Annotated in this window: 17 protein-coding genes; 2 read left to right on the top strand and 15 right to left on the bottom strand. The window is 65.0% G+C overall.

Annotated features, from left to right (window positions below; translation table 11 throughout):
* Window positions 1-10 precede the first annotated feature (10 nt).
* The 5 genes from IFT54_RS11775 to IFT54_RS11795 form a co-directional block, all read right to left on the bottom strand.
* Window positions 11-1687, bottom strand: coding sequence for a serine/threonine-protein kinase (locus tag IFT54_RS11775; protein ID WP_244648864.1), 1677 nt, complete (start codon window positions 1685-1687; stop codon window positions 11-13).
* Window positions 1687-2427 carry a LysM peptidoglycan-binding domain-containing protein gene (locus IFT54_RS11780; protein WP_192070747.1) on the bottom strand — a complete coding sequence of 247 codons (741 nt, stop codon included), beginning with the start codon at window positions 2425-2427 and terminating at the stop codon, window positions 1687-1689. Before IFT54_RS11780 ends, IFT54_RS11775 begins: the two co-directional genes overlap by 1 nt.
* Window positions 2424-4067: a putative bifunctional diguanylate cyclase/phosphodiesterase gene (locus IFT54_RS11785; RefSeq protein WP_244648866.1), complete on the bottom strand. Its 1644-nt coding sequence runs from the start codon at window positions 4065-4067 to the stop codon at window positions 2424-2426. The genes IFT54_RS11780 and IFT54_RS11785 overlap by 4 nt, the downstream gene beginning before the upstream one ends.
* Window positions 4068-4390: 323 nt before the next feature.
* Complete coding sequence (locus IFT54_RS11790) at window positions 4391-5680, bottom strand: spinster family MFS transporter (protein WP_446740670.1); 1290 nt, start codon at window positions 5678-5680, stop codon at window positions 4391-4393.
* Window positions 5681-5731: 51 nt separating this feature from the next.
* On the bottom strand, window positions 5732-8080 hold the full coding sequence (locus tag IFT54_RS11795; protein ID WP_192070748.1) for a TonB-dependent receptor: 2349 nt from the start codon (window positions 8078-8080) through the stop codon (window positions 5732-5734).
* A gap of 142 nt (window positions 8081-8222) precedes the next feature.
* On the opposite strand from IFT54_RS11795, the gene IFT54_RS11800 reads away from it, so the two are divergent.
* Window positions 8223-8891 (top strand): TetR/AcrR family transcriptional regulator, encoded by a 669-nt coding sequence (locus IFT54_RS11800; RefSeq protein ID WP_183937868.1) that lies wholly within the window; start codon window positions 8223-8225, stop codon window positions 8889-8891.
* 243 nt (window positions 8892-9134) lie between these two features.
* Here the strand turns inward: IFT54_RS11800 and cobA are convergent, their stop codons facing one another.
* From cobA to IFT54_RS11840, 8 genes are all read right to left on the bottom strand, one after another.
* A complete protein-coding gene (gene cobA, locus IFT54_RS11805) occupies window positions 9135-9959 on the bottom strand; it encodes a uroporphyrinogen-III C-methyltransferase (protein ID WP_192070749.1) in 825 nt (274 codons plus the stop codon).
* Window positions 9952-12561, bottom strand: coding sequence for a nitrate reductase (locus tag IFT54_RS11810; protein ID WP_192070750.1), 2610 nt, complete (start codon window positions 12559-12561; stop codon window positions 9952-9954). Before IFT54_RS11810 ends, cobA begins: the two co-directional genes overlap by 8 nt.
* Complete coding sequence (gene nirD / locus IFT54_RS11815; protein ID WP_192070751.1) at window positions 12558-12905, bottom strand: nitrite reductase small subunit NirD; 348 nt, start codon at window positions 12903-12905, stop codon at window positions 12558-12560. Before nirD ends, IFT54_RS11810 begins: the two co-directional genes overlap by 4 nt.
* Window positions 12902-15370, bottom strand: a complete 2469-nt coding sequence (nirB, locus tag IFT54_RS11820) for a nitrite reductase large subunit NirB (RefSeq protein ID WP_192070752.1) — start codon at window positions 15368-15370, stop codon at window positions 12902-12904. The genes nirD and nirB overlap by 4 nt, the downstream gene beginning before the upstream one ends.
* Window positions 15367-16584 (bottom strand): alginate export family protein, encoded by a 1218-nt coding sequence (locus IFT54_RS11825; RefSeq protein WP_192070753.1) that lies wholly within the window; start codon window positions 16582-16584, stop codon window positions 15367-15369. The genes nirB and IFT54_RS11825 overlap by 4 nt, the downstream gene beginning before the upstream one ends.
* Window positions 16584-17867 (bottom strand): nitrate/nitrite transporter, encoded by a 1284-nt coding sequence (locus IFT54_RS11830; RefSeq protein ID WP_192070754.1) that lies wholly within the window; start codon window positions 17865-17867, stop codon window positions 16584-16586. The genes IFT54_RS11825 and IFT54_RS11830 overlap by 1 nt, the downstream gene beginning before the upstream one ends.
* A 192-nt stretch (window positions 17868-18059) precedes the next feature.
* On the bottom strand, window positions 18060-19268 hold the full coding sequence (locus tag IFT54_RS11835; protein WP_192070755.1) for an ABC transporter substrate-binding protein: 1209 nt from the start codon (window positions 19266-19268) through the stop codon (window positions 18060-18062).
* The gene (locus tag IFT54_RS11840; protein WP_031441254.1) at window positions 19265-19843 is read right to left on the bottom strand and encodes an ANTAR domain-containing response regulator; all 579 of its coding nucleotides are present in this window, start codon (window positions 19841-19843) and stop codon (window positions 19265-19267) included. The genes IFT54_RS11835 and IFT54_RS11840 overlap by 4 nt, the downstream gene beginning before the upstream one ends.
* 592 nt (window positions 19844-20435) lie before the next feature.
* On the opposite strand from IFT54_RS11840, the gene IFT54_RS11845 reads away from it, so the two are divergent.
* Window positions 20436-20843, top strand: a complete 408-nt coding sequence (locus IFT54_RS11845; RefSeq protein WP_192070756.1) for a VOC family protein — start codon at window positions 20436-20438, stop codon at window positions 20841-20843.
* A 222-nt stretch (window positions 20844-21065) separates the two neighbouring features.
* Here IFT54_RS11845 and IFT54_RS11850 read toward each other — a convergent pair whose 3' ends face one another.
* Window positions 21066-23363, bottom strand: coding sequence for a sensor histidine kinase (locus tag IFT54_RS11850; protein WP_192070757.1), 2298 nt, complete (start codon window positions 23361-23363; stop codon window positions 21066-21068).
* Entirely contained in the window at window positions 23363-23734 is a 372-nt protein-coding gene (locus IFT54_RS11855; protein ID WP_192070758.1) for a response regulator, read from the bottom strand. Before IFT54_RS11855 ends, IFT54_RS11850 begins: the two co-directional genes overlap by 1 nt.
* Between the last annotated feature and the right edge of the window lie 94 nt (window positions 23735-23828).

Here is a 23828-nt window from a genome sequence, read left to right on the forward strand (position 1 = left end):
GAACGGATCCTCAGGCGGCCAGACGGGCGGACGGCACGACGCGGGTAGCGCGCATCGCGATGTCGGCCTGCGCGCCGGTCCCCGCCAGATGCGGCTCGACTGCGGCGGCGGCGCGATTAAACGCGTCGAACGCGGCGCCGAATTCGTCGCGGCGGCGATGCGATATGCGCAGAGCGAAATCGGACTTCGCCGCCTCGTCCAGCGCCTTGCGCAGTCGGGCGAGCGGCCGGGCCACCATAGCGCCGCTCAGATAGCCGATCACCAGCACCACACCCATGATCACCAGCGACAGCACCGTCAGCAGCATCCGCGCATTGTCGATCGCGGCGTCTAGCGCGGTCCGGCGCAGCACCAGGTCGACCGTGCCGAACTCGGCCCCGGCATAGCGGATCGGCCGGACGAACCGCAGTCCTGCGCCCTTGCCCCGGTCGGGTGCCGCGGTCACGCCGGCGCCGCTGCCGATCGCCGCTTCGCCAACGGTGCGGCGATAGCGCGTGCCGAGCAGCTTCGCGTCCTCTGCCGCGCGGACGATCCCGCCGGTATCGGCGACCACCATGTCGCGAATCTCCTGATCGCGCGAGGCCGAGGCGACGAAGGCCTGCAACGCGGTCCAGTCCTGCTGCTCGGGCGCGAGCCCCGCATTGTCGGCAGCGAGCACCGCGGTGTTGCCGGTGACGAACGCCGCGATCGAGCGACCCGACACGATCGCCATATGCTCAAGCGTGCGTTGCTGCCGCCCAAGGATCGACGAGACGCTCGCGACCAGCGCGATCGCAGTTACTGTGACGAGCGCCAGCGGGAGCTTGATCTTCAGCGGCAGGCCACGGCGGCCGGGTGCTGCCTCGGCGGTCGCCGCGATCTCGCGTGTCAGCGCCTCGTACACCGCATGGCCGTCGGCGAACCGCTGCTCGGGCTTCTTCGCCAGCAGCTTGTCGATCACAAAACGCAGGCCCGGCGGGCAGTCCGCGGCGGAACGCGCGATCGGCTCGACACGCTCCTGCGCGATCTGGATGGCCAGCGTCGCCAGCCCCATGCCGGGAAATGCGACCTTGCCGGTCACCATCTCGTACAGCACCACGCCCAGCGAGAATAGGTCCGACCGCTGGTCGACGGGGATGCCGAGCGCCTGTTCCGGGCTCATATAGCGCGGCGTCCCGATCATCTGGCCGACCTGCGTGCGCGCAAGGCGTCCTTCGGTGCCGGACACGTCGATATCGCCGATCCGCGCGACGCCGAAATCGAGCAGCTTGGCGGTGCGGCCGTCCGCCGACAGCAGGATATTCGATGGCTTCACGTCGCGGTGCACGACGCCCGCCCTGTGTGCATAGTCGAGCGCCGAGGCGAGTTGCTGACCCAGCGTCAGCACGCGTTCATACGGCAGCCGGCCTTGCGCCAGCAGCAGCGTGTCGAGCGGCTGCCCCTCGATCAGCTCCATCGCGATATAGGCGACACCGTCCGCCTCGCCCACATCGTAGACGGTGGCGATATTGGGATGGTTCAGCGCGCCCGCGGCGCGCGCCTCGCGCAGGAAGCGCTCGCCCAGTTCGGGGTCGCGACCATATTCCGGTTTGAGCACCTTGATCGCCACGGTGCGCCCGATTCCCGGATCGAACGCGCGGAACACGTCCGCCATCGCGCCCTCGCCCAGCCGACCGTCGATCCGGTAGCGTCCCAGCATCTCGGTCATCACTTGCGCGCCTTCACGGTGGCGGCAATGCGCTCGGCACGCGTCAGGTCGCGCGCGATGACCGGGTTGCCGGGATCGAGCGCAGCGGCGCGGCGCAACAGGCCGACCGCGCGCACGACATTACCCGAATTGAGCGCCGCCAGCCCCGTCGCGCGCGCCTGACGCGCGGCGACCCGATTGACCGTGGGTGCGGTCGGCTTCGTCACCGGCGCCGGCCTGAGCGCGGCTGGCTTCACGCGGGTGGGAGCGGCCGGCACGGGTCGCGGCTCGGATCGCCGGGGCGGCTCGATGCGCGGGGGCTCGCCTGGAATACGGAGCGTCCGGCCAGCCACCAGATCAGCAGGCTTGGCGATGTCGTTATAGCGTGCGAGCTGATACGCCTTCAGACGATTGCCCAGGAACCGCTGCGCCAGTCCCGACATCGTGTCGCCGTCGCGCGTGGTATAGGTGAAATTCGTCGGCCCCAGCAGATCCTTCGGATCGCGGTCGATCGAATCGCGCAGCACCTGGACCGAAGGATTCATCGGATCGCGCTTCAACGCGGCGTTGATCCGCTTCTTCGCTGCACCACTATCGCCCTGATCCAGCAATAGCAGGATTGCGTCGATCTCGCTCGCCGGCGTCGTCTGCGGCGCAGGCGCCGGTTGCGGTCCCGCCTTGGGCCCATGCGAACAGGCGGTAATCGCAAGCGCGAGCGCCAGCGCGCCGGTCCGCGCGAGCTGTCGAGGAGAGAAACTCATGCGGTAAGCCTTTCGGTGATCCGGTCCCGCATCGCGTACGGGTCGATGGCCAGCAACTTCGCGAGCCCGGCGGAATCGCGTGCGAAAGCGACGAACTCCGCGCCCTTCAGCGGTGGCGAGAAATAATAGCCCTGGAAATGCGTGCAGCCGTGACGCAACAGCCACTCATATTCTGCGCGTCGCTCGACCCCTTCGGCGAGCACGCGGATGCCGAGCCCGCGCCCCAGCGCGACGATGCTCTGGCAGATCGCTTGGCTGTCGCGCAGCGTATCGACGTTCGTCACGAATTCCCGGTCGATCTTGATCTTGTCGAACGCCAGCGTGCGCAGCGTGCTGAAACTGGAATAGCCGGTGCCAAAATCATCGATCGCGATCCGCACGCCAGCCGCCCGCAACGCGTCGAACAGCTGGGTGGCGCGCGTACCGTCGCTCATCGCGACACTCTCGGTCAATTCGATCTCCAGCGCAGCCGCCCCCAGCGAATGCCGCGAAAGCGTGCGTGCGACCAGTGCCGCCATGTCGTCGCGGTCGAGCTGATGCCCCGACACGTTCACCGCGACGCGCAGGGCGTCCAGGCCCTGTGCCTGCCATGACCGCGCCTCCCGTGCAGCGGCGTTGAGGGTCCACATCCCGATTTCATGCGCCAGCCCCATCGCCTCCATCACCGGCACGAACCGCGACGGCGAGACCTGCCCGAGGGTGGGATGAAACCAGCGGATCAGCGATTCCGCGCCCGACACCCGACCTTCCCCGGCATCGATCAACGGCTGGTATCGCATTTCCAGTTCGCCGCGCGCGATTGCCTGGCGAAGGTCCTGTTCCAAGGCATACCGCTCGCTGGCCAGGGCTGCGAGATCGAGGACAGGGCTGGCGACCGCGACCACGGCACCGGGCTGTACTGTCAGTGACGCCAACGTGCGGGACAACATCGCCTGCGCGTTCACGCCGTCGGCCGGTATCTTAGCCTGCCGCACGCGAATTTCGGGCAGGATTTCCCGGTCGCCGTCGATCACCACGTCGCCCAGCGCGTATCTCAGCACATCCAGTTCGGTCTGCGCAGCTTCCTCGACGACATCCGGGCCGAACCAGATCGCGACGCTGGCGCGATCGACATGGGCAATCAGTCGTTCTTCGGGCAGCATCCGGGTCAGCCGGTCGACGATCGTCAGCAGCAGGCGTTCGCCCAGCGCCGGGTCAAACGCGCACAGCCGATCGAAGTCCATGAATCCGATGACACCGAGTACCCCGCGCCCGTCCGCCATCACTCGCTCGATCAACGGCTCGCGAGTCGGCAAGCCGGTAATCGCGTGGCGATGACTGGTGCGATGCTCGACAGCCTGCAGTCGATCCGCGATGGTCGCTACGCTCTGTGTGAGCCTTTCACCACGCGAGACCGTCGGAGACGTCCCGGCGAGATTTTGCAAATGCCGGATCAATCGCGACACCCGGTAATGCTGGGCAATCGAATACGCCATTGCTGCAAAAACGAGACAGACTGCAACGGACGCTATGGCGGCGACACTGCGGTCGACGAACCGCCACGTAACGATAGCCGCCGCTATTGGTAGTAGCCCGATGCACCAACGCTGCGCAGGCGGAATCGCCGTTGAAAACCCCATAACGACCTGAATAGCGGCCATTATCATACGGATGTGTTAATATAGCCCCGTCTGTGCGTCAGACCTCATTGCCGGACGCCACGCCATTGGTACATCAGCTCGTCGGACGGAGCGGAGCGATGCGGCAAGGCCGAATTCACCGAAGATCACATCATCGGGGCGCCGCGTAAGCATAAATCTGACGTGAAAACGCAGCTCGTGGCAGGCGTCGAGCGGTACCGCCGTTCTCGTGCCTGTTCCGAGCGACTGGACGCTATCAGAGCTTCACAATCCGCTATCCGCATTCCGCGAGCACACGCCCAAACAGTCCCGGCTGGAGCCATCCGGCTGTCGGTGTTGGCGTCTCAAATCGGTTGATCGACCCAGTCCTGACGGAACGGTGTCGACGCCAGCCACATGAGCAACGCGGCCACCAGATACAGGACGAGCCCGATGAGCATCGCATAGCGCAACGCTTCGTCGCCATAATGCGCGGCGAGACCGTCCGACACTGCGCCAAGCGCAAAACTGCCGCCGCCAAGACCGATGAGGTTGTTGATCAGCAGGAACGTCGCCGATGCGGTGGCGCGCATATGCCCGGGTACCAGATGCTGGATCGCCGTGATGACGGGCGCGAGCCAGACATAGGCGAGCGCCTGGGGCACGAGGAAGAAGACGAACGCCGCCGTCACCGAGGACGACAGGATCCCTGCGGCGAACAGGGGCACCGCGATGACGAACGCGATCGCGGGGACGCGCGCGTACATCCGCCGATCGCGCGCGCCCAGCTGGTCGCCAAGCACGCCGCCGAGCAGAACGCCGGCAACGCCGCCCAGCAACAGTACGCCGCCGTAGAATTGCGCGGTCTCGATGAGGTCGAGCCCGAAGCTCCGCTGCATCAGCGACGGCAGCCAGAAGGCCAGGCCATAGCCAAGCATCGAGCTCGCCGAGGCGCCGAACGCGAGCAGCCAGAAGCTCGACTTGCGCACCAGAATGCCGAACACGCGGCGGACGGGCTCGCGGTCGCACGCATCAGACCTACGAACCGGCTCGCGCACGCACAGCCGAAACACCGGTGCGAGCACCAGCCCCGCGACACCGACCACGATGAACGCGGTCCGCCAGTCGATCGACGTCGCGATATAGCCGCCGAGCATCACGCCGGCTGCCGACCCGAGCGGGATGCCGAGCGAATAGACCGCCAGCGCGCGCGCACGGCGGTCGGGCGCGAACGTGTCCGCGATCACCGCATAGGACGGCGCGACGCCCCCCGCCTCGCCAACTCCCACGCCGATCCGGAACGCGAAGAGCTGCGCAAAATTGCTGGCCACACCGCACAGGGCAGTGAACGCGCTCCACACAGCGAGCGAGAGCGTGATAACCCAGGTGCGGCTCGTCCGGTCGGCCAGCCACGCCAGCGGGATCGCCAGCGTCGAATAGAGCAACGCAAACGCCAGCCCGCCAAGCAGGCCCAATTGCGTGTCGGTCAAAGCCAGGTCCGCCTTGATCGTCGGCGCGAGGATGCCAAGGATCTGCCGGTCGACGAAGTTGAACGTGTAGACCAGCAACAGCATGACGAGCGCCGTCACGCGGTAGCGGCGGCCCTCGCGCGGGGTCGCCGGGATATCAGGGGTCGCCGGGATATCACTCGCCATATTGTGCTCCAGTAACCGGGGGGCGATCACCCGCCCCCCGGTTCCGCTCCATCAGAATTTCGCGGTGAGGGTCGCAAAGACCTGACGCGGGTTACCGTAATAGGCCGTCAGCACGCCGTCGCTGCCGAGCGATGGCCGCAAGGCGCCCGCCGCCGTCCGCAGATAGTCGCCGGTATCGGGGTTCTGCAGCAGGAAGTTGTAGCCCGACACGACATAGCGCTTGTTCGTCAGGTTCTTGCCGTGCACCCCGATCGAGAAGCGCGCGTTTATCGTATAGACGAGGTTCGCGTCGAGCAGCGCATAGGCCGGCTGGTCGAGCAGCGGCGTGCGCAGTTCGAACTGCTGTGAGTCGCTGCGATAGGACAGCGTCGTACTCGCGTCGATCGCGCCAACGGATCCGACCGGGACATGATAGGCGAGCGTCCCGCTCGCGGTCAGGTCGGGCGTGTTCTGGAACTTGCGATTGGCGGCGACATTGATCCCGCGGGAATCGATGAAGCGCGTGTATTTGGCATCGAGATACCCGATCGTCCCCGACAAATTGACGCGGTCGCCGGTCCCCGCGATCCCTTCGGCGACCGTCAGATTGGCCTCGCCTTCGACACCGTTGATCCGGGCGCGGCCCGCATTGGTCGTGATGCCGATAAAGGTCTGGATGCCGCCGACGGTGGCACCGACCGATCCGGGCACCTGGACGTCGGTATATTTCGAATGGAACCCCGCAATCGCCAGCGTCAGCCGGCGATCGAACAGTGACGCCTTGTATCCCGCTTCGAAGCTCTCGACGCTCTCGGGGTCGAACGACAGGAAATTATAGATATCCTGCCGGTCGCCACCGGCGCCGGTGATGCCGTTGCCGTTGAGGTCGGGCGCCGCGGTGCCAACGCCGCGCGGGTCGAACCCGCCGCCCTTGAACCCCTTCGACCAGCTCGCATACAGCGTGTTGTTGGCATCGGGCTTGAAGCTGATGGACGCGCGCGGCGTAAACTTGGCAAAGCTCGCGGTCCCGCGAAAGTCGGTCTGTCGCGCGATCGGCGCGCTCGTGCCGCCGAAGAAGGGGGAAGCGCCCAGATATACGTTGCGCTGGATCTGCGACATGCGATCGTCCCACGTATAGCGTCCGCCGACCGAAAGGCTGAGCATCGGCGTCACGTCGAGCGTGGCATCACCGAAGACCGCCACCGTATTGGTCCGCACATCACCGAAGGTCAGCGCGGTGACCGTCCCCGGCAACCGCACGTCGAACACGGTGCGCGCCTTAGCATCGAGATAATAGAGCCCCGCCAGCATGTTGAACGGCCCGGCATCGACCAGCAGCTGCACCTCCTGGCTGAACTGCTCGTTATTGTAGAAGGCGGGGACGTCGACATCGACGGCGGGCAGCGCGTCGAAATCGATCGGCGTCGCGCTGTCGTCCTTGCGATAGCCGGTGATGCTGCGCAGCGTCAGATATGCGGCGGGCTTGAGTTCAGCGAAGAGCGACCCGCCATAGGCCTCGACCGACTGTTTCGGTGTGACCAGCCCGCCGCGGCTGTCGAACACGTCGGACAGCACCGGCGTGCGCGAAACCAGCCCCGGGATCAGCCGATGCCCGCCGCGCGGGTTGCTGTCGTCCTTCGTATAGTCCCCCGAGAGCCGGAAGAACGCGCTGTCGCCCGCCTCATATTGCAGCGTGCCGCGCGCACCCCAGAAATCCTTGTTGTAATTGTCCTGTCCCGTGGTGAGGTTGGTGCCGAACCCGCCGCGGCTCAGTCGCGCGACCGCGCCGCCGATTCTGAACCCCGTATCGCCGATCGGCGTGCTCGCGCTGATGACACCGTCCGCCTGGTCATAGCTGCCATAGGTTGCGCGAATGCTCAACGTCGGGTCGGCGCCGATCCGGCGGGTCACGTATTTCACCGCGCCGCCGATCGTATTGCGGCCATAGAGCGTGCCCTGCGGACCGCGCAGCACCTCGATCCGCTCGACGTCGTAAATGTCGAGCACCGCAGCCTGTGGTCGGTTGAGATAGACGTCGTCGAGATAGATGCCGACGCCCGCCTCGAACCCCGCGACGGGATCCTGCTGGCCGACGCCGCGGATGAAGGCGGTCAGCGTCGAATTGGTGCCGCGCGACGTCTCGAGCGTGACGTTCGGCGTGACAGCGGCAAGATCGGTGACGTCGAGCGCCCCCGACGCTTCGAGCTGCGCGCCCGTGAACGCGGTGATCGCGATCGGCACGTCGAGCAGCCGTTCCTCGCGGCGACGCGCGGTGACGACGATATCGCCATCGATCCCGGCCTCCTCGATGACGGGCCCGGCCTGAGCCGCGTCTGCTGCCGGCGCGACGGGTTGCGTCTGCGCGGACACGGATCCCGCCAGCAGCGCGCCGAGTGCAACACCGGCGTTCAATAAGATCATGACGGATTTCGGCTGTGCCACGGTGTCATCCCCTCCTGCGGCGCCCGCTTGATGCGCCCGGTATGATCCGGGTTGTGCGCCTTGGTTCCAGTCTATACTGAAACCTGAACCAGTATTCAACTTGTGTATCGAGGCAGACAGAATGGCGAAGGCGCAGGAGACGACTCCGTCAGACCCGGCGGTCATCGGCGACAGCAAGGCACCGCGGACCGAGCGTGGCCGCCGGACGATGCGCGCGATCCTCGACGCCGCCGCGATCGAGTTCGGCGACAACGGGTTCCACCAGGCATCGATCAGCGACATCACGCGCCGCGCCGGGGTCGCGCTCGGCAGCTTCTACACCTATTTCGACTCAAAGGACGCGGTGTTCCGCGCGCTCGTCCGCGACATGTCCGACCAGGTTCGCGATCATGTCGCCCCGGCGATCCTGTCCGCACCCGACCAGATCGCCGCCGAGCAGGCGGGGCTTCGCGAATTCATCAGCTTCGTCCGTGACCACAAGGAAATCTACCGGATCATCGACGAGTCCGAATTCGTCGATCCTGAGAGTTTTCGCCTCCATTATGCGACCACGGCGGACCGGATCACGCGTCGCCTGCGAAAGGCCGCGGACCGCGGCGAGGTCAAGGGCGACGTCAGCGAGGTCCATGGCTGGGCGATCATGGGAATGAACGTATTCCTCGGACTTCGCTACGGCGTCTGGAGCGAAGACGAGACACCAGATGATATCGCCAAGGTCGTCGCGAAAATGCTGAAAGATGGCATCTTACGCAGCCCGGATGACCGGGCCATGTCCGAGGTCAAGACTTGATGGGCCGATTGGGTACACGATCCACAAGACGACATTCAGCCGGGGTTGCGTGTTCCACAGTTTCACACACCCGTTAATGTCCGCCGTACCTCGCGAAGGGCGATCGCAGAATGGCAAGAAGTGGGACTTTGAAGCCATTCGCTGCTTGCCCCGCGAACGGTTGCTTCAGGCGAAACCGGACATCAAAGCTCCATGCGACCTGCAGCTTCGAACGAAAAGATTTGGCAGCGAGCCGGCGACCGGTCAAATCGCTCCTGAAGGCACCGCGAGCATGCCTACGCCGAGTGCGCCGCTGCCGCTAATCTCGTATGCAAACTGGGCAAGTCGAGACGCGCGTTGCGCACGCATTGCCTCTCCGACCAAGATCAATGCAGGGCCGGCACCCGAAGCGCGGTCGATCACGAGCGCAAGCAGATCGAGCCGGGTATGGACGAGACGTTCCGACGGAAGGCTGACATCGCTCGCGATCAGCACCGGAGTCGCCGGGTCGAGGCCGTTCGCGATCAGCTGGCTCGCGATGACGGTTGCAGCCCCTCGTCCCATGTAGAAGGCAATTGTCGTCGAGCCATCTGACAGCGTAGCCCAGTCGAGATCCAGCGTCTCGCCAGCGCGAGCGTGCGCGGTGACGAACCGCACCTGGCGGGCCGACCCGCGCAGCGTGAGCGACAGGCACGCGCTGGCGGCGGCGGCACTGGCGGCGGTGATGCCGGGGCAGATGTGGACGCGAAAGCCGTGCGCGGTCAGCGCGTCGACCTCCTCGGTCGAGCGGCCGAAGATCGACGGATCGCCGCCCTTCAGCCGCACGACCCGCTCCCCGGCGCGCGCCGCCGCGACCAGCAGTGCGTCGATCGCGGGCTGCGTCTTCGAATGCCGCCCGGATCGCTTGCCGACCGAGACGCGCCGCACATGGGGGGGAATCAGGTCCAGCACCCCCGGCCCGACCAGCGCATCGTAGAAGACGATGCTCGCAGCGCCGATCAGCTTCTCGGCCTTGCGCGTCAGCAGATCGGGGTCGCCGGGCCCCGCGCCGACCAGCCACACGTCGCCGGGTGCGATGAGTTCAGACATGGATACTCTCCTGGACGGGCAACAATTTGGCGATGGCGGGGCGGCACGATCCGCAATTGGTACCAGCATGAAGCGCGGCACCGACCGCCTCGACGCTGACGAGCCGCTGATGGGTGATCGCGGCGAGCAAGCAGTTGAGCCCGACGTCGAAACATACGCAGACGATTGGCCCGGGATCGGCCGCGGGCGTGGCCGGGCGGCCGGCAAGCACTTCGAACGACGCGGCATTGGGAACGCCGAGTTGGCCGAGCAGCCAGTCGCGCGGCGGCAGGCCGGCGCCGCGCGAGACGAACAAGGCTGCCTCCAGCTGACCGTCGGCGACCACCGCCGCGCGTACCACGCCACGCCGTGCGTCGATCATCTCGGCGCGCCCGCCCTCGGGCATCAGCGCGGTCATCGCGGCGGGATCGCCCTCCCCCGCCAGTTCGACCAGCCAGCCATGCGCGGTGCGGATGCGTGTCCAATAGGCGCAATCGGGTCCGTTCGGCCGCTCGCGCGACAGGAGGAAGCCGGTCCAGCCGGGCTTGTACGACCCGGCGCGCGCGGGGGTGTTCTTGAAGCCGGGCTGGCCCGAGACGGGGTCGCGATCCTTGCCGGGGAGCAATCCGGCGCGACCGCCGGCGCTGGTCTGGTCGGTCCAGTGGATCGGCACGAACAGCTCGCGGCGGCGCTGGTCGGGGGTGATCGCGACGCGGAAGATGCTCGCGCCGTTCGGCGTCTCGACCCGTGCAAGTGCGCCGTCGGCAAGGCCGAGCCGCTGCGCGGTATCGGGATGGACCTCGACCAGCGGCTCGCGGCGGTGCTGCGACAGCTTGGGCGACAGCCCGGTGCGTGTCATCGTGTGCCACTGGTCGCGGTAGCGCCCGGTGTTGAGCCGCAACGGGTAAGCGCGGCTGGCATCGTCGCGCGGCGCGTGGACGACGGGCACGAGCCGCGCCTTGCCATCGGGTGTCGAAAAGGCGCGCTCGGCGAACGGCGACGCGCCCCCCCATTGGAACGGCGCCATCGCGGCATAGCCGGCGTCGGAAATCGTCGCCTGGCCGGAAATATCGAACAGCCGCGTGCCGCCATTCTCGAACCCGGTCTGCGCGGCGAACTCGCGGAACACGCTCGCGGCGCTGGAATAGTCGAAGCCGGCGAACCCCATGCGCTGTGCAACCTCCGCAATCGCCCACCAGTCGGGGCGCGCCTCGCCCGGCGGCGGCAAGAAGCCGCGCTGGCGCGACACGCGGCGTTCGGAATTGGTGACCGTGCCGTCCTTCTCGCCCCAACCGAGTGCGGGCAGCTTCACCTGCGCAAACCGCAGCGTATCGGTCTCGGCGATGCAGTCGGACACGACGACGAACGGGCAATTGGCGAGCGCGACGCGCGCCATGCGGGCGTCGGGCATCGACACGGCGGGGTTGGTCGCCATGATCCACACCGCCTTGATGCGGCCCTTGGCCATCGCCTCGAACATGTCGACCGCCTTCAGCCCCGGCCCCGCACAGATCGTCGGCGACTGCCAGAAGCGCTGTGCGCGGTCGCGCTCGGCCTCCGAGAAGCCCATGTGCACGGCAAGCGTCGAGGCGAGCCCGCCGACCTCGCGCCCGCCCATCGCATTGGGCTGGCCGGTGATGCTGAACGGCCCCGCGCCGGGCAAGCCGATGCGGCCGGTGGCGAGGTGGAGGTTGATGATCGCGTTGGCCTTGTCGGTGCCGCTGGTCGACTGGTTCACGCCCTGGCTGAACAGCGTGATCGTGCGCGGGTGATCCGCGAACAGATCGTAGAACGCCTGCAGGTCGGCGCTCGCGATGTCGCAGGTGCGTGCGACGTCGGGGTTCGGCAGCGACCTCCAGAAGCCGTCGGGGACACTTACGCGCTCGGCCAACGCCTTGCCGTCGAGCCGCCAGCTCGATCGCATGTGCGCGAGCAGTCCGGTGAACAAAGCGACGTCGCTGTCGGGCGCGATCGCGAGATGCAGGTCGGCGCGCTCGGCGGTCTCGGTGCGGCGCGGGTCGATCACCACCAGCTTGGTCCCGCGCGCCGCCCGCGCAGCCTCGATCCGCTGCCAGATCACCGGATGGCACCAGGCCGTGTTCGATCCGACCAGCACGATCAGATCGGCGGCATCAAGATCGTCATAGCTGCACGGCACGACGTCCTCGCCGAACGCGCGAACATGCGCCGCCACCGCACTCGCCATGCAGAGCCGCGAATTGGTGTCGATATTGGCGGTGCCGATAAAGCCCTTCATCAGCTTGTTGGCGACGTAATAATCCTCGGTCAGCATCTGGCCCGAGGCGTAGAAAGCGACGCTGTCGGGGCCATATTCGGCGATCGTCGCGGCGAAGCGCTGCGCGACATGGTCGAGCGCATCGTCCCAGCTGGCCTGGCGGGTGCCGATCATCGGGTGAAGCAGGCGGCCTTCGAGGCCGATTGTCTCGCCGAGATGGGTGCCCTTGGAGCAGAGCTTGCCGAAGTTGGCGGGGTGGTCAGGGTCGCCGGCAATCGTTGCGGTGCGCCCGCCGGTCGGCGTGGCGATCACGCCGCAGCCGACACCGCAATAGGCGCATGTCGTCTTTACACTTAGCCCCTCCCCTGAAGGGAAGGGGCTTATCATGCCGCTACCCCCGCAAGCGCTTCAGCCCGGCCGATCAAGATCCGCCCGCCATCGATCTTGACCGGGATCACCGGCACGCACCCCTTATCCTCGCCCTGCGCCTCGCCCGTCACCAGCGAGATCCGCCAATTGTGCAGCGGGCAGGTCACCGTGGTGTCGTGGACGATCCCCTGGCTGAGTGGCCCCTGTTTGTGCGGGCATTGGTTGGCGAGCGCATAGACCTCGCCATTGGCGGTGTGGAAGATCGCGATCTCGCGCCCGCCGCGTACCGGCAGCGTCCGCGCGCCGAGCGTGGGGAGCTGATCGACCGGACCGATGTCCAGCCATTCGCCGACCGCGCTCATGCCGTCACCAGCCCAGGCGCCGCGAGCGGACGGATTTCGGCGAGATGCTGGTGGAGTTTGTAATCCTCCCCCGCTGCGCGTTTCGCCCAGGGATCGTCCTGCATGAAGCGCTGCGAAAAGTGGAAGCGGGCGGTCAGCGCCACGCGCCCTTCCACATCCTCGACGATCCGCGCCTTGATATAGTCGAGCCCGACCCGCTCGACCCACGGCGCGGTGCGATCGAGATAGCGCGCTTCCTCGCGGTACAGCTGAATGAACGCCGCGCAGTGGTCGAGCGCCTCCTGCTCGGTCGCGACCTTGCACAGGAAATCGGTGCCGCGCAGCTGGATCCCGCCATTGCCGCCGATCGACAGTTCGTACCCGCTGTCGACGCAGATCACGCCGAAATCCTTGATCGTCGCCTCGGCGCAATTGCGTGGACAGCCCGACACCGCGATCTTGAACTTGTGCGGCATGAAGCTGCCCCAGGTCATCTGCTCGGTCTTGATGCCGAGCCCGGTCGAATCCTGCGTGCCGAAGCGGCACCATTCCGAGCCGACGCACGTCTTCACCGTGCGCAGCGCCTTGGCATAGGCATGGCCGCTGACCATGCCGGCGGCGTTAAGATCGGCCCACACCGCGGGCAGATCCTCCTTCTTGATCCCGAAGATGTCGATCCGCTGCCCTCCGGTGACCTTGATCAGCCGTGCCTCGTACTTTTCTGACACGTCCGCGATCGCGCGTAGCTCTTTCGGGTTGGTGACGCCGCCCCACATCCGCGGGACGACCGAATAGGTACCGTCCTTCTGGATGTTGGCGTGCATCCGCTCGTTGACGAAGCGCGACTGGTTGTCGTCGACGAACTCGCCCGGCCAGGCGCAGAGCAGATAGTAATTGAGCGCGGGGCGGCACGACGAACAGCCGTCGGGCGTCGTCCAGTGCAGCGCCTGCATCACCTGCGGGATCGCCTTGAGCTCTTTCTCGAGGATCAGCCGGCGGACGTCCTCATGCGTGAAGCTGGTGCATTTGCACACCGTCGGCGCGGTCCGCTCGCCGTCGAACGCCTCGCCCAAGGTGACCGCGAGCAGCCCTTCGACCAGATTGGTGCACGACCCGCACGAGGCCGAGGCCTTGGTGCAGGCGCGCACCGCGTCGGGCGTGCAGGCGCCGCCCGAGATCGCGCCGACCACCCTGCCCTTGCTGACGCCGTTGCAGCCGCAGATCTCGGCGTCGTCCGCCAAGGCCGCGACTGCCGCATTAGGGTTTGCCGATGCCGCTCCTCCGCTCGCGAACGCCTGGCCGAAGATCAAGGCGTCGCGGATCTCGGCGACGTCCTGCTGCTTCTTGAGCAGGTCGAAATACCAGTTGCCGTCCTGCGTATCGCCGTAGAGCACCGCACCGATGACGCGGTTGTCCTTGACCACGACGCGCTTGTAGATGCCGCGCGCCGCATCGCGCATGACGATGTCCTCGCAGCCCTCGCCACCCGAGAAATCGCCCGCCGAGAAGACGTCGATCCCCGAGACCTTCAACTTGGTCGAGGTGACCGAGCCGGTATAGCCCGAGGGTGTCGCGACGAGGCCGTCGGCAAGGCTGCGGCACATCTCCCACAGCGGCGCGACGAGGCCATAGATGAGGCCGTTATGCTCGACGCATTCGCCGACCGCGAGCACGTTGGCGTCCGAGGTCACGAGATGATCGTCGACATGAATTCCGCGCCCGATCGCCAGGCCCGCGGCGCGCGCGAGCTTGACGTTGGGGCGGATGCCGACCGCCATCACCACCAGCGCGGCCGGGATCTCCTGCCCCGTCTTGAGGCGCACGCCCTCCACCTTCCCCTGGCCGTAGATTTCGGCGGTGTCGGCGCCGGTCAGGATCGTCTGGCCCCGCGCCTCGAGCGCTTCCTCGAGCAGCCAGCCCGCCGCTTCGTCGAGCTGGCGCTCCATCAGCGTCGGCATGATGTGGAGCACGGTCACCTTCATGCCGCGGAGCGACAGGCCATGCGCTGCCTCGAGCCCGAGCAGCCCGCCGCCGATCACCACCGCATCTCCTCCGGCGTCGGCTGCGCGGAGCATCGCGCCGACATCGTCCATGTCGCGGAATGTGACGACACCTTGCATATCGTGCCCCGGCACCGGGATGATGAACGGGTCCGAGCCCGTCGCGAGGATGAGCGTGTCGTAGCTTTCGACGCGACCCGAGCGCGCGGTGACGGTCTGGATCTTGCGGTCGATCGCGACGACGGGGTCGCTCGTGACGAGCTCGATCGCGTTGTCGGCATACCAGGCGAGATCGTTGATGACGATATCGTCGAACGCCTTGTCCCCCGCCAGCAGCGGCGAGAGCATGATGCGGTTGTAGTTCACGTGCGGCTCGGCGCCGAAGATCGTGATGCGATAGCGGTTTGCGTCACGCGCGAGGATTTCCTCGACCGCGCGGCAGCCCGCCATGCCGTTGCCGATGACGATGAGATGCGGTTTGGTCATGAAAACGCCCAGTCCAACGAAAGCCAGAGTTTCTTGGTGTCGGTCGCGAAGCGATCGGCGCGATAGTCGGCATATTTAAGAAGAGCGGTGTACTTGCCCTTCTTGACGCTCATCTGCGCGTCGACTTCATTGCCGTAATGCTGGCCGAGCCGGTCGCTGTCGAAGCGATGGCAGCTCGCGATCAGCGCGATCGCATCGAGCCCGGCGACCTTCTTCCAGCCATACCCGAGCGAGCCGTAAGCATCGCGCAGGCCATTGGGCGGGGTGACGAGGAACTTGTCGGCCCAGCCGTTGAACTTGTGCAGCGTGGCGAGCGGGGTCTGGAAGCTGGTGACCGCAACGCCCTTGTCCGCGCCGAGCACTTCATACCCCCCGGTCAGCGACAGCGCCCTGACCGCAATGCCGAGCTCGCCCGCATAATGGTCCGCGTGATAGCGATTGGGGTTGCGGTGATAGTCGCTCTGCGACGCGAAGCTTGCCAGATAGGCCAGCTTGACCGTCTTGCTCAACGGATAGGCACCCACGAAACGCCCGCCGTAGCTCTGGCTCGAATTGACGAACACCTGCCGCTGGTCCTGGTCGACCAGATACGCAAAACCCGTCAGCGTGCCGAGGCTGGTCTTGTACGCCAGATTGGCAAGGACATTGTCGCCGCCAATCTCCGACAGCTTTGCAGGACCGAAGCGATTGCCGCCGTCGATCCCCCAGATCGTGCGGACATTGTTCGCATAGGTGACATCGGCCTTAAGGTTCCTGATCGCGGACCATTCGACGCGCACCGCATCGAAGGTCTGTTCGTTGTCGCGCCACGCGACCGCGCCGACGAACCGCTGGTCGTCCAGGTTGATCGCCTGCCGCCCGACCGTGACGACGGTTTGCTTGAGCCCGCGATATTGCAGCTGCAGCCGGTTGAGTTCGATATTTTGGGGATCGGGGACGATCGGATAGCCGGTCCTGCCGTTGACCCCGCTATTGTACGCCGGATTGATCGCCAGCGTTGCCTCGGACTCGGCGAGGAAGCTGAAATCGCTGAACTTCGCCTCAAACCCGCTGCGGACCCTGACTGTGACCGCGTCGGCATCCTTGGCAAGCGGCACTTGCTCGACATGCTCGTAGCGCAGCCGCGCATCGACCAGCGGGGTGAATGTGAGCGGGTCGGCAAGGGCCGGTGTCGCCACCGGCCCTCCCAATACGAGGAGCGACAGCGCGCGCATCAGATCCGCGCTCCGTTCGCCGCGGTCCAGCTGCCGCGCCAGTGGCGCTTCACCTTGAGGATCCCGAGCAACGCGATGACCGCGAGCCCGGCGAAGATCAGGAAGCCCGGCGACGTGCTGCCCGTCCACTGCTTGGCGAAGCCGAGCGAGGACGCGAGGTAGAAGCCGCCGATCCCGCCGCCGAAGCCGACCAGCCCGGTCATCACGCCGATCTCGCTGCGGAAGCGCTGCGGCACGAGCTGGAACACCGCGCCGTTGCCAAAGCCGAGCGTCGCCATCACCAGCAGGAACAGGCCGAGCGAGACGAGCAACGAGGCAGGTGCGGTGCTGATCGCGACCAGCGTGATCGCCGCCAGCAGATAGACCGCGGTCAATGCGCTGATCCCGCCGATCCTGTCCGCCACCGCGCCGCCGATCGGCCGCACCAGCGATCCGGTGAAGACGCACGCAGCGGTGCAATAGCCTGCCATTACCGGGGTCAGTCCGAAACGGTCGGTGAAATAGACCGGCAGGCTGGAGGCGAGCCCGACGAAGCCGCCAAAGGTGACGCCGTAGAACAGCATGAACCACCAAGTGTCGGCTTCCTTGAGCACCAACAGATAGGCAGCGAACGGCTTGGGCGCGGGCTGGCTCGGCGAGTCCTTCGCCATCACCATGTAGAACACGAACACGATCACCAGCGGGATCACCGCCAGCCCCAGCACCGCGTTCCACCCGAACGCCTTGGCGAGCAGCGGCGCGAACAGCGAGGCGAGCACAGTGCCCGAATTGCCCATGCCCGCGATCCCCATCGCCTTGCCCTGATGCTCGGCCGGATACCAGCGCGAGGCCAGGGGTAGTGCGACCGCGAAGCTCGCCCCGGCAAAGCCGAGCACGACGCCGAGCGCGAGCGTGCCCTCGAAGCTGTGCACCCCGAACAGCCAGCCGATCGACAGGCCGGCGATGACGATGATCTGCCCGATCGCCCCGGTCTTTTTCGGCCCGATCTTGTCGACCAGCAGCCCGTTGACGAGCCGCAACACCGCGCCGGCGAGCGTCGGCACGGCCACCATCAGCCCCTTCTCGGCGGGCGACAGTGCCAGCTCCTTGGCGATGATCGGCGCGAGCGGGCCGAGCAGCACCCACACCATGAAGGCGAGATCGAAATAGAGAAACGCGGCGATCAGCGTCGGGCGATGCCCGCTCTGCCAGAAGCCGGTGGCACCCGGCGCGGTCGGCTTCGCCCTGGCACGCGTGCCGGTCCCCGCCAGCCCCGCGTCAAACCCTGTCTGCAGCTGCGTCATCGTCCCGATTCCCCCCTCGAGCAAACGCAAAAAAGCCGCCGCGGCGCTCGATCATGCGAGACGCGACGGCGACTTTGCCAGATTGTTAGTGATGCCGAAGACGCTACCCCATTGCAGCGTCTCGACGATGACCGAAAGCTGCATCGATTCGCGCCGCAACGCAACAATTTTCTGCGACGCGGTGCTTAAAGCTCAGAATCCACCCAGATAGCCGGCCAGATCGGCGGGATCGAAGCTGCGCGCGTCGAAGAACCGGTCCGCGCCGAGGATCAACCGACCCTGCGTCGTCCCGACACCGAGTGCCTCGACGATCCCGCCCTCGAGCTTTGAGCTGGCCCCCGGCAGCGGGACGCCCAGCGGCCGCAGCGCGGCGCGATAGACGTCGGGGCGAAAGACGCGCTGCGCGGCGTCATAACTGGTGGCATTTTCTGTGACATGGCCGGCAATCGACATCTGCGCATAGAGCCACGCCGCCTGGCTGACCCACGGGAAATTGGCCGCTTCACGATGCTGGAACATGAAGTCGGGCACGTCGATCGGCGCAGCGCCCTGCGCAAAGACGATTCGGTCCGATATCGCGTGGCCGATCAGCGTCGCCGACCCGTCGAGATAGTCGGGCCCGGCCAGGATCGCGGCGATGTCCTCGCGCCGTGCCGGATCGACGAAAGCGACGCCCGCCCGATACAGCGCGCGCAGCAGGCGGTGGGTAAGGTCGGGATCCTCCTCCATCCGCGCGGTCCGCATGGCCAGCACCTTCTCGACGCCGCGCAGCCAGATCTGCGACGTCACTGCGACGATCACGCCGACGCCGCGATCGACCGCGACGCTGTTCCACGGCTCGCCGACGCAGATCCCGTCTATCTCGCCCGCGGCAAGCGCGTCGGCGGCGAAGGGCGGTGCGACCGTGACGATCGCGACATCGGCGTCGGGATCAATCCCGCAGCCGATCAGCCAGTAGCGCAGCATGTAATTGTGGCTCGAATAGCGATGCACCACGCCGAAACGCAGCGGCGTGCCGCGCTCGCGCGCCGCCTGCGCGACGATCGCAAGCCGCGCCCCGATCGCCGCGACATCGCCCGGCGCGCCCACGGCTGTGACCTGCGCGGCGAGATCAGGCCGCAGCGTGATCGCGTTGCCGTTGAGCCCAAGCACGAACGGAACCGACAGCGGCGTCGCCGGCCGCCCCAGCCCCAGCGTCGTCGCGATCGCGAGCGGCGCGAGCAGATGCGCGGCATCGCTATGGCCATAGAGCAGCCGGTCATTGACCGTGGCCCAGCTGATGTCGCGGATCAGCTCGAGCGAGATGCCCTCGGCCTCGGCAAACCCGAGTTCGCGTGCAAGGATCGGCAAGGCGGCGTCGACCAGCGGCAAAAAACCGATGCGGAACGGCGTGGTCGTCATAAATCCCCCATCAGCCGGTTGGCGGTGACGATCGCGTCGGCGACATCGCCGATCCGCCGCCCGCTATCCATCGCCGCCTTGCGCAGCGCGGCGTAGGCTGCTGGCTCGTCGATCCCGCGCTTCTTCATCAGCAGCGCCTTGGCCTCGTCGATCGCCTTGCGCTCGGCGAGCGCGCTGCGCGCTTCGTCCAGTTCGGTGCGCAGCCGCGAATAGGCGCGAAACCGGCGGATCGCGAGTTCGAGGATCGGCCGGATACGCTCCTTCTTGAGCCCGTCGACGACATAGGCGGAAACGCCCGCGTCGATCGCCGCCTCGATCCCCGCCACGTCGCTCTGGTCGACGAACATCGCGACCGGCCGCGCCATCGCCTTGGACAAGGCGAACAGTTCTTCCAACTCGTCGCGGTGCGGATTGGCGAGGTTGATCAGCACGACATCGGGCGACAGCGCCTCGAGCCGCGCGGCGATCCCGCGCCGATCGACGAAGATCGTGACATCGCTCAGGCCCGCATCGCGCAGCCCTTCCTCGATCACCGCCGCGCGCGCGGCACTTTCATCGACAATCGCGATCCGCAAATGCGTGTCCCCCGTGACGCCCTTAGACCGATGACCTTGTAGACCAAAGCTGATTGAGCGGACGATCTCCTGAAGCCGTGAGCGCGCTTACGACGACAGATTTTGGGACTGCAAACACATCATGGAAGCGGTGATCCGCGGGCGCACCGCCGGCCGGGCGCTCTGCGCAGCCTGACCGGCAGCTTCTGTCACTATCGGACGTTTACCGAAACTGATCGGAATGACCGTCTCGGGCCGATACCGGTCTCGCCGAGCGCCCGATTAGCCAGGCCCAAATTCGGTCATTCGCGCCGACTTCCCCGCTCCCCAACGTCAGTCATTCGCTCATCTCCGCGCGGACAGGTTCGATGTCCGGTGTTCGACCACGTCATGATGGGAAGGATTGCTGGCCGTCCGATTTCGAGAAGGCCCGTGGCAATAACCGATATTGCGAGACTGCCGCTTTCTGCAAAAAAGTGGTCGATCGGGAATAAAGTTGCCAGGCGATCCGCACCCCCGTAACATCTCGCCAGCAACGATGGGGCGAGCTAATGCTTTGCCGACTATTCGCAGGCTACTATCAGTCGTTGCCGTCTTGGCTGCGTTGACGCCCATGACTATCTCCGCAGAGCCGATCGGTCAAATTACCGGTATCGGTGGCATCTTCTTTAAGAGCAAAGCGCCGAAAGCCCTCATGGCGTGGTATCGCGATGTTCTCGGCCTCAAAGTTGAGGCGTGGGGCGGAGTCGTGCTGCCCTATGACGCGCCGGAGCACCCGCCAGTACTCACTCTGAATGTGTTTAAGGAGGGATCCAACTACATGGAGCCATCAAAGCGCGAGTTTATGCTAAATTTCGCGGTAGATGACTTGGACGCGTTCGTTGATCGTCTGAAAGTAAAGGGCGTTGCGATACTCAAAAGGGATGACACCGACGCAATCGGGAAATTTGCGTGGATCGTTGATCCGGACGGGACCAAGATAGAGTTGTGGGAGCCGAAGGCCGAGACTGCATCAAAGTAAGCCCTTCTCGACAAAAATGGGCAGGTTCGGACGCTCGCCGAGAATTGCGGTGACGGGCAACCCGGCTCCGCGAATGCCAAATCGCGTCCTGCCGTGCGATTCTACCGCAACTAACAGCCGCGGAACGTACGCTATGAGAGAAGAACGACCATTTGTTCAGGCTCAACGTCAGCAGCGCGGTGGTCAGGTTCGATCCACCGTCTCCAATGGAAGCCTGATAGGCTAAATAGCTACAAAATCGGGAAAATCGATGCTCAGGATCGCACCTCGCTCCGGAGCTTCGCGCGATCTGATGCTGATCTTTCCGCCGATTTCCATGACGATCTGCCGGGAGATATAGAGGCCAAGACCTGTCCCGCGATCCGTCTCCTTGGTGGTCATGAAGGCATCGAATGCCCGGTCCGGATGACTCAAAGACAGCCCGGCGCCATTGTCCACAATACTGATGCGAACGCCGCTCTCTGAGACAGTTACCTCCAGTTCGACGGCACCGGTCAGACTCGCGTCCTCGGCTTCGCGTCGCGTTGCGATGGAGTCGACCGCGTTCTGAATGGCGTTGACGAGCACCTGCTCGAGACCGACTCGCGGAGCAAGGAGCAGAACCGGTGGCCCGTCTGGCAACGTCATTTTCACGCCGACATCGTGCTGGATCAGCAACGGCCGCATGAAGGACAAGGTTGTGCTGACGACGTCGCCCAGATCAAGCGGTTCGGGGCTGTCATTCTCGATCCGAGCGTAGCGCGAAATGCGCGCAATGATATCGCGTGCGCGGTTTACCTGTTCGCTGATCCGATCAAACTTGTCGCGAGCACGCGCCGCGCCATCGGGGCTCGCCTGATCGAGCAACAAACGGCCATTCTCGGCAGAAAGCGAGATGGTGAAGAGAGGTTGTTTGAGTTCATGACTCAGGGCTGAGGCCATGCCCCCGAGCTCGACGAGACGCGCCTGCTGGAGCATCCGATTCTGCGCCAGCTTCGACTGCCGGAGGCGCACCAACCACCCCGAACGCCAATGGCCGGGAGCCAGGAGGTCGCGACCGACGAATAGATACCAATCACTAGATTCCTGGTCTGCGAGCCGAAACTCGACAAACGCCTCGGCATCATCGCAGATGTCCGCAAAAGCTAGACAATCATTGGTATGGATTGCTTCGGACCGCTCCTGTGCAACCCGTTCGATGTTCATGTCCAGAAAAGCGAGGGTGCCCTTGGCAGCGTCGAAGCGGATATCCGCCGCAAGGCTCAGGTCCATTTCCTTTTTGAGTTCGATGAATGCCTGGGCAATTCGCAAGCGCTCTTGCACCAACTCGGCAAAGCTGTTGTTCGCGGTGACGATAGCTGCGATCGGGCGGTCGAACTCGTTGAATGCAAGCTTTTGAGGCAGCGAAAGGCCAGGTTGGCCGAACCCTTCCGCGACGTCTTTCCACGCTTGCAGCGAACGACGCAGGGCGCGCGTGATGAGCAGCTGCAGCAAGATCGACACGACGAGAATGACGCCCAGGCCGAGCATCTCTAGAAGCACGACGCGATAAGCACTCTCGGCAGCTGGTCGGGTTGAGTAGAGATAGAAGTATTTGCGGTCAGGAAGAGTGTAACGGCCGAGCTGACACGCGGTAACCCAGTAGGCAAACGTATTGCGGTCGTTCGGCCCCGTCACTTGCAATCCATCATCGATCCGCGTGCAGCCGAAAAGCTGCATTGCTTGTGCGGAGCGCAGACTGCTTTCTTTGTCTGAGATAAGCAGTTTTTGGGGATGCCTTCCTGTATTGCGCGTTTCTGCCACGCCCAAGAACCCATTTCCGGTCACGATCCCGCGACCGATCCGCACCTCAGCCAGAAGCGCGGTTTCGGCCATGAAGGATTTGAATTCTTCCGGAAAGCGCCGGACACTGCTGACAAACATGACGAGCGCGCACGCGAGCACGATGAGTGTAATGGATGCCGGCAAGAGCTGGGCGAGGCTGATCGTGCGGCGCAGCGAGACCCGACCGGCTGGAAGGTTCACGACGAAGAGTGACAGCGCTAGATCGACCAGCGCTGCCATCAACACATCGTTGAGAAGCTTGCGGATCATCGTCAGCGCGAAAATCGTCAGCGACGCATCGTAGTTGATGCGCAGGAATAGAAACCCCGCCGCCGTCCCGACGGTAAGCAAAAAGACGGCGGTGGCGATGGCAAGTGAAGAGCCAGCGAAGCGAGTCCAATTGATGAAAACTACATGTCCCAGCGCCAGCGCAATGGTAAAGATATGGCCCCACCAGAACCAGGATGACGCCATCGTTAGCAATACCATGGGAATAGCTAGCCGCAGCCCGCCCAACCTGTATGTGAGAAGGTAGAAAAGGGGGCCGAGATACATTTCGAACCCGGGCGCAAGAATAATGCGGAAGGAACTCGCGCCGATGGCCACGGCCAAAAGGACGATCGTCAGAGCCCATCCCTGGACGGTCATTTGCCGTAGCGGCTCTGCGGCTAGCTGAAACTCGCCGCCGTGGCGTAAGCGGTTGACGATGTCATTCATCAACCCCGCCCGTCTTGTGTAAGCAGTGACAGGAGCAATTCTAAGTCGACTGGCTTGAAAAGGACATGAAGATCCTTCTTCCTGGTTTCATGCTCTATTTGTTCGGTCAGATCGGTGTGGCCTGTCATCAGGATTATGGTGTTCACCTTTGCCCGCAGGTCAGGGTCGGCTCGGATTGCGCAGACCAGGTCAAGGCCACTGCCGTCTCGCAAGCGGAGGTCCGTCAACAGGGTTACGTGGCTGGAACCTTGCTTCAGGCTCTCCAGCGCAAGGGCCACACACGCTGCGCCGCTAACCGCGAACGAGCGCAATTCCAACATTTCAACCAACTCCTCCCGGACGTCGGTCTCGTCCTCGACGACCAAGATCATTGTTGGGCACTTTCAATGGTGACGCAAGCTCAAGATAAGAACGCGAAGTTTTCAACGTGTAAATGGCGACGTGGATAAACGTCGACGTTGATGA

Source organism: Sphingomonas sp. CFBP 13714 (genome assembly GCF_014842205.1).
GTDB lineage: Bacteria > Pseudomonadota > Alphaproteobacteria > Sphingomonadales > Sphingomonadaceae > Sphingomonas > Sphingomonas aerolata.